Source organism: Streptomyces sp. SS1-1 (assembly GCF_008973465.1).
Taxonomy (GTDB): Bacteria; Actinomycetota; Actinomycetes; order Streptomycetales; family Streptomycetaceae; genus Streptomyces.
In genome coordinates this window covers 3,274,697-3,287,441 of record NZ_WBXN01000004.1, presented here as the reverse complement: position 1 = coordinate 3,287,441, position 12,745 = coordinate 3,274,697, and the positions used below count along the sequence as shown (strand labels likewise).

12 protein-coding genes and 1 pseudogene are annotated in these 12,745 nt (G+C 73.3%); 6 read left to right on the top strand and 7 right to left on the bottom strand.

All coding sequences use genetic code 11. The annotated features are described in order from the left end of the window. Window positions 1-6: 6 nt before the first annotated feature. Window positions 7-966, bottom strand: a complete 960-nt coding sequence (locus tag F8R89_RS16145; protein WP_151784653.1) for a bifunctional GNAT family N-acetyltransferase/NUDIX hydrolase — start codon at window positions 964-966, stop codon at window positions 7-9. 90 nt (window positions 967-1,056) lie between these two features. After that, a complete protein-coding gene (locus F8R89_RS16140) occupies window positions 1,057-1,632 on the bottom strand; it encodes a TerD family protein (protein WP_062669051.1) in 576 nt (191 codons plus the stop codon). A gap of 183 nt (window positions 1,633-1,815) precedes the next feature. Here F8R89_RS16140 and arfB point away from each other — a divergent pair, with 183 nt between their 5' ends. After that, window positions 1,816-2,253: an alternative ribosome rescue aminoacyl-tRNA hydrolase ArfB gene (gene arfB, locus F8R89_RS16135; protein WP_151784652.1), complete on the top strand. Its 438-nt coding sequence runs from the start codon at window positions 1,816-1,818 to the stop codon at window positions 2,251-2,253. Here the strand turns inward: arfB and F8R89_RS16130 are convergent. Further along, a complete protein-coding gene (locus F8R89_RS16130; protein ID WP_151784651.1) occupies window positions 2,250-2,765 on the bottom strand; it encodes a GNAT family N-acetyltransferase in 516 nt (171 codons plus the stop codon). The genes arfB and F8R89_RS16130 overlap by 4 nt on opposite strands. A gap of 76 nt (window positions 2,766-2,841) precedes the next feature. Beyond that, entirely contained in the window at window positions 2,842-3,333 is a 492-nt protein-coding gene (locus F8R89_RS16125) for a flavin reductase family protein (RefSeq protein ID WP_376727293.1), read from the bottom strand. A gap of 434 nt (window positions 3,334-3,767) precedes the next feature. Between F8R89_RS16125 and cdgB the strand changes: the two are divergent. Both cdgB and F8R89_RS16115 read left to right on the top strand, forming a co-directional pair. After that, window positions 3,768-5,511: pseudogene (gene cdgB, locus F8R89_RS16120) on the top strand (diguanylate cyclase CdgB). Between the two features lie 117 nt (window positions 5,512-5,628). Then, on the top strand, window positions 5,629-6,579 hold the full coding sequence (locus F8R89_RS16115; protein WP_151784649.1) for a CBM35 domain-containing protein: 951 nt from the start codon (window positions 5,629-5,631) through the stop codon (window positions 6,577-6,579). Between the two features lie 19 nt (window positions 6,580-6,598). On the opposite strand, the gene F8R89_RS16110 is transcribed toward F8R89_RS16115, so the two are convergent. The 3 genes from F8R89_RS16110 to F8R89_RS16100 form a co-directional block, all read right to left on the bottom strand. After that, complete coding sequence (locus F8R89_RS16110; protein ID WP_151784648.1) at window positions 6,599-7,528, bottom strand: 1-phosphofructokinase family hexose kinase; 930 nt, start codon at window positions 7,526-7,528, stop codon at window positions 6,599-6,601. 142 nt (window positions 7,529-7,670) lie between these two features. Further along, window positions 7,671-8,873: an N-acetylglucosamine-6-phosphate deacetylase gene (gene nagA, locus F8R89_RS16105; protein WP_192806136.1), complete on the bottom strand. Its 1,203-nt coding sequence runs from the start codon at window positions 8,871-8,873 to the stop codon at window positions 7,671-7,673. Continuing rightward, window positions 8,873-9,817: an ROK family protein gene (locus F8R89_RS16100; protein WP_151784647.1), complete on the bottom strand. Its 945-nt coding sequence runs from the start codon at window positions 9,815-9,817 to the stop codon at window positions 8,873-8,875. The genes nagA and F8R89_RS16100 overlap by 1 nt, the downstream gene beginning before the upstream one ends. A 179-nt stretch (window positions 9,818-9,996) precedes the next feature. Between F8R89_RS16100 and F8R89_RS16095 the strand changes: the two genes are divergently transcribed. From F8R89_RS16095 to otsB, 3 genes are read left to right on the top strand one after another with little or no spacing between them, the layout of a single operon-like run. After that, a complete protein-coding gene (locus F8R89_RS16095) occupies window positions 9,997-11,217 on the top strand; it encodes an ABC transporter substrate-binding protein (RefSeq protein WP_151788143.1) in 1,221 nt (406 codons plus the stop codon). A 36-nt stretch (window positions 11,218-11,253) separates the two neighbouring features. Beyond that, on the top strand, window positions 11,254-11,505 hold the full coding sequence (locus F8R89_RS16090) for a DUF3263 domain-containing protein (RefSeq protein ID WP_151784646.1): 252 nt from the start codon (window positions 11,254-11,256) through the stop codon (window positions 11,503-11,505). Window positions 11,506-11,546: 41 nt separating this feature from the next. After that, window positions 11,547-12,440, top strand: a complete 894-nt coding sequence (gene otsB, locus F8R89_RS16085; protein WP_151784645.1) for a trehalose-phosphatase — start codon at window positions 11,547-11,549, stop codon at window positions 12,438-12,440. Window positions 12,441-12,745 lie beyond the last annotated feature (305 nt).

Sequence of the window (12,745 nt, the reverse complement as noted above, 5' to 3'; positions counted from 1 at the left end):
GACGGGTCAGGCGTCCCCGTCCGCGCCGTACGCGGCCAGCAACCGGGCCAGGTCCGGGGGCCACAACGGCTCGGTGGGCGCGAGGAGTTCGGGGGCGGTCCACCAGTGCCAGCCGAGGATGTCGCCGGACGGGCCGAGGTGCGGGCCGGCCGGCTCGCGGCGGTCCGTCAGCGCCAGGTAGATGTGCTCCCGGCGCCGGACGGGGATGCCCTGGTGGGTGAAGTCGTGGTCCCAGGTGGCCAGGAGGGGGCCCGGCTCCAGGTCCGTCCAGCCGGTCTCCGCGCGCAGTTCGCGGGCGGCGGCCTCGCGGGGCGTCTCGTCGCCGGACGGAGAGCCGCCCGGGAGCGCCCAGTGCGGGCCGGCCTCGTCGTCGGCGTAGCGGAAGAGGAACACCGCCCCGGCGGGGTCGAGCACGGCCACCCGGCCGCCCTCGAGCACGGCCCGCGGGGTGCCGGGCAGGGACTTGCGCAGGACCGTGCAGGGCCGGCCGTGCTCGCGGTCCTCGCCGTGGCCGATCGGCTCGTAGCCGAGGGACGTCCAGAAGGCGAGGGCCGGGGCGTTGCCGTCGAGGACGGCGAGGCGGACGCCGGTGCGGCCCTCGGCGCGCAGGCGCTCCTCCACGAGGGCGGCGAGCCGGGTGCCGTGGCCCTGGCGCTGGGCGGAGGCGTCCACCATCAGCAGCCCGATCCACGGGTCGGGGTCCTCGGGGTCGGGGTGCCGGGCGAGGGTGATCACGACGCCGACCAGCCGTCCGGCGCTGCGCGCGAGCAGGACCTCGGCGCCCGGCACCGCCAGCTCGTCGGCCAGGGCCGCCGCGACCTGCTCCGGCCGGATGTCGTCCGGGTCGGGGAAGTCGCCGCTGAGCGCCTGGAACGCGCGGTTCGACGCGTAGAGGGCCGTCAGCTCGGTGAGGAGCGGGGCCGGGATGTCGTGGTCGGGGGTCAGCGGGAGGGGGTCGAGGATCACGGGGGCAACCTACCGGAGGGGACGGGGCGCGCCCCGGTACGCCGAACCCCCCGGCGGGGCCGGGGGGTTCGGGGCGGTGCGGGGGGACCGTCAGACGTTCACGCCGAAGTCCTGCGCGATGCCGACGAGGCCCGAGGCGTAACCCTGGCCGACGGCACGGAACTTCCACTCCGCCCCGTTGCGGTACAGCTCGCCGAAGACCATGGCGGTCTCGGTCGCGGCGTCCTCCGACAGGTCGTAGCGGGCGATCTCGGCGCCGCCGGCCTGGTTGACGATGCGGATGTAGGCGTTGCGGACCTGGCCGAAGTTCTGCGAGCGGTTCTCCGCGTCGTAGATGGAGACCGGGAACACGATCTTGTCGATGTCGGCCGGGAGACCGGCCAGGTTGACGTTGATCGCCTCGTCGTCGCCCTCGCCCTCGCCGGTGCGGTTGTCACCGGTGTGGACGATGGTGCTGTCCGGCGTCTGCTTGTTGTTGAAGAAGACGAAGTGGGCGTCCGAGTAGACCTTGCCCTGGGTGTTGACCGCGATCGCCGAGGCGTCGAGGTCGAAGTCCGTGCCGGTGGTGGTGCGGACGTCCCAGCCGAGACCCACGGTGACGGCGGTCAGGCCCGGAGCCTCCTTGGTGAGCGAGACGTTGCCACCCTTGGACAGGCTTACAGCCATTGTTGGGAGTCCCTTCCCTCGTTGCGGTACGGCTAGAAGCTACAGCTACCCCTATGAACGCGGGGAGCGGTACCGCAGTTCCAGGTGTCTTTACTTTCTTTGCCGAAGAACGCCCGCAGGGGGCAACCGCCGCCGTCGGCGCCGCCGATATTCGCGTGACGTGGACGGGACGGGCGCGCGACCATGGACGGCATGTCCGGTCCCCATGTCATCCGCGGCTCCGTCTCCCTCCCGGAGGCCGAGCTCATGTGGCGTTTCTCGCGCTCGGGCGGACCCGGGGGCCAGCACGTCAACACCAGCGACTCGCAGGTCGAGCTGCGCTTCGACCTCGCGGCGACCGAGGCGCTGCCCGAGGTGTGGAAGCAGCGGGCGCTGGAGCGGCTGGCCGGCCGGCTGGTCGACGGCGTCCTGACCGTACGGTCCTCCGAGCACCGCTCCCAGTGGCGCAACCGCGAGACGGCCGCCGTGCGGATGGCGTCGCTGCTCGCCGAGGCGACGGCCCCGCCGCCCAAGCCGCGCCGGCCGACCCGCGTCCCGCGCGGCATCAACGAGCGCCGCCTGCAGCAGAAGAAGCAGCGCGCCCAGACCAAGCGCGGCCGCTCCGGGCGGGACTGGGGCTAGAAAGCCCGGACCGACCCGGCCTCCAGCTTCGCCGTCGTCAGGTCCAGCACCCCCACCGTCTGGTCGCCGGACGTCTCCCCGGTCGCCCGGAAGCCCAGGCCGAGGTAGAAGCCCTCGGGGCCGTCCGGTCCCGGGTGCCAGGTGACGTACAGCTCGTCGCCGCCGCGCCGGCGGATCTCGGCGGCCACGCTCGCGACCGCGAACCGGCCGTAGCCCCGGCCCTGCTCGCTCGCGTCGATGTTCAGCCGCCACAGCCCCGAGCGGCGCACGCTCCCGCCGTCGCCGCGCCAGTCGATGTCGAGGAACGCCATCAGGAAGCCGACCGGGCGCTCCCCGTCCATGATCAGCCGCGGCCAGGCCACGCCGACGGGATGGACGTACGCCTCGGCGAGGGACTCGACCACGGGGGTCACCGCGTGTTCCTGGTCGGGACGGACCCGTATGCCCGTGGCGGACTCGAGATTTCCAGGTGTGATCTTTTCGAGTCGCGGCGAGGAAGTGTGCGGTGTCATCCCGGGAGGGTAAGCCGCGCGATCTTCCGCGGGCGCGGGAATTTCCTCCGCCGCGCCCGCTCATCGCGCGTGGAGATCACCTCAACTGCCGGTAACGGCCCCGGAAATACGTCAGCGGGCCGCCGTCCGGACTCGGCAGCGAGGCCGTCAGGACCCGGCCGATGACGAGGGTGTGGTCGCCCGCCGTCACACGCTGCTCGGTGCGGCACTCCAGCGTGGCGAGCGCGCCGCCCACCAGCGGGGCGCCCGTCTCGATGCCACGGGTGTACGGGATGTCGGCGAAGAGCAGCCGGTCGCTGACCCGGCCCTTCATGGCGAAGCGGCCCGCGATGTGCCGCTGGCTCTCGGCGAGGACGGAGACCGCCCACAGCGGCTGCTCGTCCAGCAGGTCGTCCATGCGGGAGCCCTCTCGCAGGCTGACCAGCACCAACGGCGGGTCCAGGGACACCGACAGGAACGCGGTGGCCGTCATCCCGACGTCCTCGCCGGCGGGTGCGTGCGGGTCGCCGGGGTCCAGGGGCGGCTCCAGCGCGGTCACCAGCACCACACCCGCGGCCAGCCGCGACATGGCGGCGCGGAACTCGTCGTTGCTCACTCCCTCAGCATGCCCGTGGGGGCCGCGGGACGCGGGGAGGACGGCGGTGACGGGCTGCGTGGGAGTGGTGAAGTTCTGCACGGGGAAACGCTAATGTCGGCCCCGGTACGGGCACATCGGGCCTGCGGACGAGAACGGACCTAGGACTCGCGCCCTACCGTCTTCCGGGGTGTTTCGCGGCACCTCCACACACCCCCGGGTTCGCGTTCTGTGAACACACAGGAAAAACGCAGAAACGCCGGTCAATTGTTCATGTTTCTCTGTGACTTGAGTCACAAGGGGCATTAATTGTTGACCCTGTGTACCGAGTGGGCAGCGCGCTGTGATTCAGTGGCGGGGAACCCAGCAAGGACGATATGCCGAAGAGCACCCTTGAAGCGCTGCGAGGTCTCGGGGGGAGGGCGAGCATGGAGACCGAGTCGGAACCGTACGTCCGTCTTGCGACCCTGCGGCGACTGCACCAGGTCATGGCTGACATGAACACGGCTCGCAGCCTGGCCGACACCCTCCAGACCGTCGCCGACGGCGTCGTCAACGGCCTCGGCTACGAACTCGCCTGCGTCAACCTGGTGCGTCCCGACGGCGACCTCGTGGTCGCCGCCTTCGCCGGGAACCCGGCCGCCGAGGCCCTCATCACCGGCCGCGTCGGCTCCCGCGACTCCTGGGAGCGCCGCCTGAACATGGGCGAGCACTGGGGCGACCTCGTCTTCATCCCGCACACCGAGGGCTGGGTCCTCGACGACGACGACGTCCCCCAGCCGCCTGAACATGGGCGAGCACTGGGGCGACCTCGTCTTCATCCCGCACACCGAGGGCTGGGTCCTCGACGACGACGACGTCCCCCAGTGGTACACGGAGGGCCCCGCGCCCCGCTTCGAGGACGAGTGGCACCCCGCCGACCGCCTCTTCGCCCCGATGTACACGCCCGGCGTGCACGGCGGCGCGTGCGGCGAGCTGATCGGCGTGCTCTCCGTGGACCGCCCGCGCAACGGCCGGCTGCCCGGCGCCTGGGGGCGCGAGGCGCTCCAGATGTACGCCTTCCAGGCCGCCATCGCCATCAGCAACGCACGTCTACGCGCGAATATGCAGCGGGCCCTGGTCCGCCTCGAGCGCGACCAGCAGGCGCTGCGGGCCAGCGAGGAGAGCTTCCGGCAGGCCTTCGAGTACGCGCCCTCCGGCATGGCCATCGCCGAGATGGGCGGCGACCAGCACGGCCGCATCCTGCGCACCAACGACGCCCTGTGCCGGCTGCTCGGCCGCCCGGCCTCCGCGATGCGCCGCTACTCCTTCTCCGACCTGGTCCACCCCGAGGACATCGGCACCCTGCTGCGCACCTCCGCCGAGGGCGGCCGGGCCGAGCTGCGGCTCGCCCGCCGGGACGGCACCTACGTCTGGGTCTCCCTGCGCAACAGCGTCGTCGCGGACGCCGCCGACGGCCCGCGCTTCCTGCTCACCCACGTCGAGGACATCGAGGAGCGCAAGCGCCGCGAGCTCCAGCTCGCCCACCGCGCCTCCCACGACTCGCTCACCGGCCTGCCGAACTCGGCGGAGCTGCGCTCACGCCTGTCCGCCCGGCTGTGCAAGCGCCAGGCGCACGCGGGCGCGCTGGAGTCCACGGACGCCGCCTACGGGCACCCGGCCGTCTTCGACGCCAACGGGCACGGCTTCGACTTCCCCGGCTCGGCCGCGCTGGACGCCTACGACCACCATGTGCACACCGTCGCGCCGGAGGAGTCCGAGCGCGACGACGGCACGAAGGGCCTCGCGGTGCTCTTCTGCGACCTCGACGGCTTCAAGTCGATCAACGACCGGTTCGGGCACAACGCGGGTGACGCGGTTCTCATCGAGGTGGCCCGGCGGCTGACCCGGGGCGTCCGCGACGGCGACACGGTCGCCCGGCTCGGCGGCGACGAGTTCGTGATCCTCGCCGACGGGCTCGGCCGGGCCGACGCCCAGGACCTCGCCGTCCGGCTGCGCAACGAGATCATCCAGCCCATACGGGCCGAGGGACGGGCCGTGCGCGTCGGCGCCAGTTTCGGCATCGGATGGGCACACTGCGGAATGACCGCGGACGAAGTGTTGAAGTCCGCCGACGAGCGGATGTACGTAGAGAAACGATCTCGTCCCAAACAGCACAGACGGGCGGGGTGAGGCCCAGGTCAGCGAGCCGGTGCGGTGTGAGTCACCCGTTTGGGTCCACAGGAGCGGGTAGGCTCGCCATTCTGACCCCATGCATCGCAGCCCGCACCTGGTGAGGAGTACCAAGGGATGACGTCCGGCAACAACGGCGCCACTACGCCCGAGGACGACGACCCGTTCGGCTACCTCTACGCCGACGGGCAGGCCAATGGCGCCCAGCCGCCGTCCGGTGGCTACGGCTACCCGAACGCCGTCAACCGGGTGCGTACGGTCGGCCAGCGCCAGTACGGCCAGCAGGGCCAGCAGCCGGGGGCCGGGTACGGCCAGATACCGCAGCAGCAGGGCTCCTACGGCCAGCCGAACGCGCACTACGCGGCCCCGGAGACCCTGCCCGGCGGAGCGCCGACGACCCAGACGTCGTACAGCACCGGCACCGGGTCCGGCGGCCGCGGCCGCGGGCCCAACACCAAGGGGCTGCTGATCGGCGCCATCGCCGTCGTCGCGGCGGTCGTCATCGGCATCGGCGTCGCCATGCTGGGCGGCGACGACGACAAGGACGCCAAGGGCGACGACACCCCGGCGACCCCGACGCAGACCCAGACCCAGGACACCGAGCCGTCGAAGACGGCCGACCCCGGCGACGAGGTCGAGCTGCCGAAGAGCGACGCGAAGACGCTGGCCCTCGGCGGCACAGCGGCCACCGCGTCCGACGTCAAGGGCGCCCAGGCGGACGGCGGCGTGTACGTCACCGGCTTCAACCAGGTCGGCTCGTCCGTCACCTGGACGGTGAACGGCATCCCGAAGGGCGGCAAGTACACCGTCTACGTCGGCTACAGCGTCCCGGGCAAGGACGGCAACGCCACCCTGACGGTCAACGGCACGCCCTCCACCGCTCCGGTCAACCTCAAGAACTACGCGCACGCGGGTGAGGGCGACTACGAGAAGGGCTGGACGAAGACCTACAACTACATCCAGCTCAACAAGGGCACCAACACGATCAAGGTGTCGTGCGAGGAGGGCAACCAGTGCGACGCCCTGCTCGACCAGGTGTGGCTCGTCAAGGGCTGGGTCAAGTCCTAGGTCGCGCTCCGCGATCCCGTCAGGCGGCGGTGGCCTCGCCGGTCACCGCCACCCGGTCCCGCAGTTCCTCGTAGGTGCCGCGGTCGAACTCGCCGGCCACCGGCGCCACCACGCTCGCCGCGCCCAGAGCCGTCGCCCGGGCCAGCCGGTCCGGCCAGGCCAGCCCCTCGATGAGGCCCGACAGCAGGCCGGCGACCACCGCGTCACCGGCGCCCGTCGGATTGCCGCGCAGCCGGGCGGGCGGGGCGGCACGCCAGCGGCCCTCCGGGGTGACGGCGAGCAGTCCGCCCTCCCCGAGGGAGGCCACCACCGCGCGGGCACCCCGGCGCCGCGCGTCCTGCGTCGCCCGTGACGGCTCGTGCGAGCCGGTCAGTTCGGCCAGTTCCCCCGCGTTCGGCTTCAGGACGTCCGGGCGGGCGGCCACGCCCCGGCGCAGTGCCTCCCCGCTGGTGTCCAGGAGCACCGGCACCCCGGCCGCCCGCGCGGAGCGGACCAGTCCGGCATAGGCCCCGACCGGCACCCCCGGCGGCAGGCTGCCGCACAGGGCCACCGCGGACGCGGAGGCGAGGAGGGTGTCGTACGCCTCCTGGAAGGCGGACCACTCGGCGGGCGAGACGGTCGGGCCGGGCTCGTTCAGCTGGGTCGTGTCACCGGTGCGGTCGTCGACGACGGCGACGGTGCGCCGGGTCGGACCCGTCACCGGCACCAGGGCGTCGATCACGCCGGGGACGGCGGTGAGCCGTTCGCGCACCTCCCGGCCCGTCGCGCCGCCCGCGAAGCCGGTGACCGTCACCTCGTGCCCGAGGCCCGCCAGGACGCGGGCCACGTTCAGGCCCTTGCCGCCGGCGCGCTCGGTCACCTCGGAGACCCGGTGGGAGGTGTGGGGGCGCAGCGCCCCGACCCGGTAGGTGATGTCGAGAGCGGTGTTCAGCGTGACCGTCAGGATCACCTGGGCCGACCTCCCCCGAAGAAGTTCTCGATACGTGTGCCGTCGCCCGCCGGACGTCCCGTGCGGGCGTCACGATCATGCCAAAAGGGCGGCGGCCGTCACAGTCTCCCAGGACAACCGCCGCCCTCAACAGCAGGACACATCACCCCAGTTGGGGATCGATCACCCATTCACCCCGGCGCATCACGCCCTTGAGGTCGAAGTCGGCGTCCAGGACCACCAGGTCGGCGTCCTTGCCGGGCTCCAGGGAGCCGACGCGGTCGTAACGGCCGAGGAGCTTCGCCGGGTTGGCCGACAGGGCCGCCACCACGTCCCCGACCGGCAGCCGGTCGATCGTCACCGCCCGCTTGAAGGCGCGGTCCAGGGTGAGGGTCGAGCCCGCGATCGAGCCGCCCTCCACCAGGCGCGCCACACCGTCGGCGACCTCCACCTCCAGCGGGCCGAGCATGTAGCGGCCGTCGCCGAAGCCGGCGGCGTCCATCGCGTCCGTGATGAACGCGACCCGGTCCGCGCCCGCGTGACGGAACGCCAGCTCCAGGGAGGCAGGGTGCAGATGCGTGCCGTCGTTGATCAGCTCGACGGTGACCCGCTCGTCCTCCAGCAGGGCCACGATCGGGCCGGGCTCGCGGTGGCCGAGCGGGGGCATCGCGTTGAACAGGTGCGTGGCGACCGTCGCCCCGGCGTCGATCGCCTCCACGGTCTGCTCGTAGCCGGCGTCCGTGTGCCCGATCGCGGCGATCACCCCGTGCTCGACCAGCAGCCGTACGGAGTCGATGCCGCCCGGCAGCTCGGTGGCGAGGGTGACCATCGCCGCGTGGCCGCGGGCCGCGTCGATCAGCTTGCGCACGTCCGCCGGGTCCGGGTCGCGCAGCAGCTCCTCGGAGTGCGCGCCCTTGCGGCACGGCGAGATGAACGGCCCCTCGAAGTGGATGCCCGCGAGGTCGCCCTGCTCGGCGAGCTCGGCGAGCAGCCCGGCCCGCCGGGCCAGGAAGTCCATGTCGCCGGTGACGGTGGAGGCGACCAGGGTGGTGGTGCCGTGCAGCCGGTGGGTGTGGATGCCCTTCAGGACGTCCTCGGGCGTGCCGGAGGTGAAGGAGGCCCCGCCGCCGCCGTGGTTGTGGATGTCGACGAAGCCGGGCACGATCCAGTGCCCGGTGAGGTCGACGCGGTGGGCGTTCTCCGGTGCCGTGCCGGCGATCCGGGAGCCGTCGACGATCACCTGGCCCTCTTCGGGCGTTCCCGTCGGCAGGACCACCCGGGCGCCGGACAGGACGAGGGGCGCCGGGCCCGTCGCGGGCCGCGGGTGCGTCGTGGCGCTCTCCGGCGCCCCTGAGGGGATTGCCATCAGGCCGATTCCTCCGTGCGGTCGGTGGATGTGAGGAGATCCCAGGCCAGAAGACCGGCACCGAGGCAGCCGGCCGTGTCCCCGAGTGCCGCGGGGACGATCTCCGGCAGCTTCTGGAAGGTGACCCGCTGCCGGACCGCGTCCCGCAGCGGTGTGAACAAGGTTTCCCCCGCTTCGGCCAGGCCGCCACCGATGATCAGGGTGCGCGGGTCCAGCAGGGTGAGGGCCGTGACCAGGCCGTTGGCGAGCGCGTCCACGGCGGACCGCCAGACGCGGACGGCGTTCGGGTCACCGGACACGACGGCCTTGGCGCAGTCCGCCGCGTCCGCGTCCGGGTCGCCGCAGGCGGCGGCCCACGCCTCGCTGACGGCGGCCGCCGAGGCGTACCGCTCCAGGCAGCCGTGCTGCCCGCAGGGGCAGGGGGCGCCGCCGGGCCGGACGACGACATGGCCGATCTCGCCGGCGAAGCCGTGCGCGCCCGCCTCGACGCGGCCGTCGATGCCGATGGCGCCGGCGATCCCGGTGCCGAGGGGCACGAACAGGAAGCGGTCGGCCCCGCGGCCCGCGCCGACGCGGCCCTCGGCGAGGCCGCCGGTGCGGACGTCGTGGCCGAGGGCGACGGGGATGCCGCCGAGCCGTTCGGCGAGGAGGTCGCGCAGCGGGAGGTCCCGCCAGCCCAGGTTGGCGGCGTACACGGCGATGCCGCGCTCGGCGTCGACGATCCCGGGGACCGCGACGCCGGCGGCGGCCGCGGGCTCGCCGAAGTGCTCCTCGCCGTGGGCGCGCAGCTCCGCGGCGAAGTCGAGGATGCCCTCGACGACCGCCTCCGGGCCGCGGGCGCGGCCGGTCGGGCGGCGTGCCTGATGGAGCAGTTCACCGCCCGCTCCGGCCAGGGCGGCCTTCATCCCGGTGCCGCCCACGTCGAGGGCGATGACATGTCTCACGGGGGACAGTGTGGCTTGCGAACCCGCGAGAGGTCTAGTCCACTTACGTGGTGTAGACCTGTGGGGGCAATATGTATGACGATTCGAAAATTTCGAACAGAGGCGTGGGGCGGATTCGCGTGCAGCGGCGTGGTCGGAGGCGTACAGGGGCGGTCGTGGCGGTGGTGTCCGCGCTGGGCATGACGGCGGTGCTCGGCGGCTGCGGGGTGACCGGCGGCTCGGACGACGTCACGCTCAAGCTGGTGGCCGCCGACTACGGCGACGGCAAGGCGACCAGCTCGCGCGCGTACTGGGACAAGCTCACCGACGCCTACGAGGCCGAGCATCCCGGTGTCACCGTCGACGTCGAGGTCTACTCCTGGAACGAGGTCGACGCCAAGGTCAAGGAGATGGTGGCCGCGGGCGAGGCCCCCGACCTCGCGCAGATCGGCGCCTACGCCGACTACGCGGCGAAGGACCTGCTCTACGAGGCCGACGACCTGCTCTCCATCCCCGTGCAGGCCGACCTCGTCGCGCGGCTCGCCGAGGCGGGCCAGGTCGACGGCGTGCAGTACGGCATCCCGTTCGCGTCCTCCACGCGGCTGCTCTTCTACAACAAGTCGCTCTTCGAGGAGGCCGGCCTCACCGCGCCGCGCACCTGGAAGGAGCTGGCGGCCGACGCCGCCACGCTCAAGGCGCGGGGCGTCACGTACCCGTACGCGCTGCCGCTCGGGTCCGAGGAGGCGCAGGCCGAGACCATGCAGTGGCTGCTCAGCGGCGGGGGCGGCTACACCGACCCGCAGCTCGGCACCTACAGCATCGACTCCCCGGAGAACGTCGCCACCTTCACCTGGCTGAAGGACGACCTGGTCGGCAAGGGCCTCACCGGCCCCGTGGCGCCCGCCAGGCTCAACCGCGCCGACGCCTTCGCCGCCTTCGCGAAGGGCGAGGTCGGCATGCTCAACGGGCACCCCTCGCTGATGCAGGCGGCCCGGAAGAAGGGCGTGAAGGTCGGCATGGTGCCCATGCCCGGCGCCGAGGGGCCCACCAAGCTGTCCATGGGCGTCGCCGACTGGATGATGGCGTTCAAGCAGAACGGCCACGGCGAGGAGATCGGCACCTTCCTCGACTTCGTCTACGACAAGCAGAACGTCCTGGACTTCTCCCGGCGCTACGACCTGCTGCCCGTCACCACCTCCGCGTCCGAGGCGATGGCCGGAGCGAAGCAGGACGCCGAGCTCAAGCCCTTCCTGGAACAGCTGCCGTCCTCCGAGCTGTACCCGGTCGGCCGGACCTCCTGGGCCGCGGTCAGCGCGGAGATCAAGAAGTCCATCGGCTCGACGGTCGCCTCCGGCGGCAGCCCGTCGGCGGTCCTGGCGCGGCTGCAGACGACGGCGACCAGGCTGGACGGGGCCGAGTAGGAGCCGCTGTCGGTGGCGGGGGTTACGGTGCCAGGCATGGACCAGCACAAGGACCGGCCCGACGCCGCCCTCGCCGACCGCGAACGGGCCGTGCTCGCCCTGGAGCGCCGGGGCTTCTCCGGCCCCGGCGCCAAGGAGCGCGCCATACGCGAGGAGCTGGGCCTGGCCCCGGTGCGCTACTACCAGCTGCTCAACGCCCTGCTGGACGACCCGCGGGCCCTGGCCCACGACCCGGTCACGGTGAACCGGCTGCGCCGGGTGCGCGAGGCGCGCCGGGCGGAGCGCTGACGGCAGGGATAGGTCCGCGGCCGCTGGATAGGGTCCTTGATATGGCCCGTCACGACGATCCGACCGACCCCTCCCCGTCCCCCGCGGGCGCGACCCTTCCGGAGCCGGCCACCGGGCCCGGCCGGGACGGGCTCGCGGCGCTGCTCGCCCGGCCCGCCCGCGCGCTGATCGCGCTGGACTTCGACGGGACCCTCGCGCCGATCGTGCCCGACCCCGAGAAGGCGCGGGCGCACCCGGAGGCGGTGCCGGCGCTCGCCGCGCTCGCGCCCGAGGTCGCCGCCGTGGCCGTGATCACCGGCCGGCCCGCCGAGGTGGCCGTGCACCACGGCGGTTTCGCCGGGGTCCCGGGCCTCGAGCACCTGGTGGTGCTGGGGCACTACGGCGCCGAGCGCTGGGACGCGGTGAGCGGCGAGGTGTCCGCGCCCGACCCGCACCCCGGGGTCGCCGCCGTCCGCGCCGCCCTGCCCGACGTGCTGGCCGGCCACGAGGACGGCACGTGGGTCGAGGACAAGGGGCACGCGGTCGCCGTGCACACGCGCCGCGCCGCCGACCCGCAGGGCACCTTCGACGCCCTGCGCGGCCCGCTCACCGACCTCGCCGGACACAACGGCCTGATCGTCGAGCCCGGCCGGATGGTCCTCGAACTGCGCCCGCCCGGCATGGACAAGGGCAAGGCCCTGAGCGACCTCGCCCGCGACCTGGGCGCCGAGTCGGTCCTGTACGCCGGCGACGACCTCGGCGACCTCCCGGCCTACGCCGCCGTCGACACCCTCCGCACGACCGGCACCCCCGGCCTCCTGGTCTGCAGCGGCAGCGAGGAGGTCACGGCCCTCTCGAAACGCGCGGACCTGGTGGTGAACGGCCCGGAGGGCGTCGTCGAACTGCTCCGCACCCTGGCGGACCGGATCAGGTCGACGCACCCGACCACCGACTGACCGCCCCGCCGCCCCGCGCGCGCCGGCGCGGGTGGATGACTCGCGGCGACGGCTGCCCGGCCCGGTGGTCCGCCATGCGCGGGGCGCGCGGTGGGCCGGGCGGCCGGGGTCTCCGGCTCTGCCGGGGCCATGCGCGCCCGGCGCGCCTGCTGACCGCCCGCGCCGCCCCGTGGCACCGGGGCCGGATCCGGGCGGCGCCTGCCCGGACCGGTATCGGTGTCCCGCGCCGACTCGGCGCGCGCGGGCGAGGTGGCCGCGCACCACGCGGCGGTCACGCTGTTCCGCCACGGCCCCGGCGCCCTGTC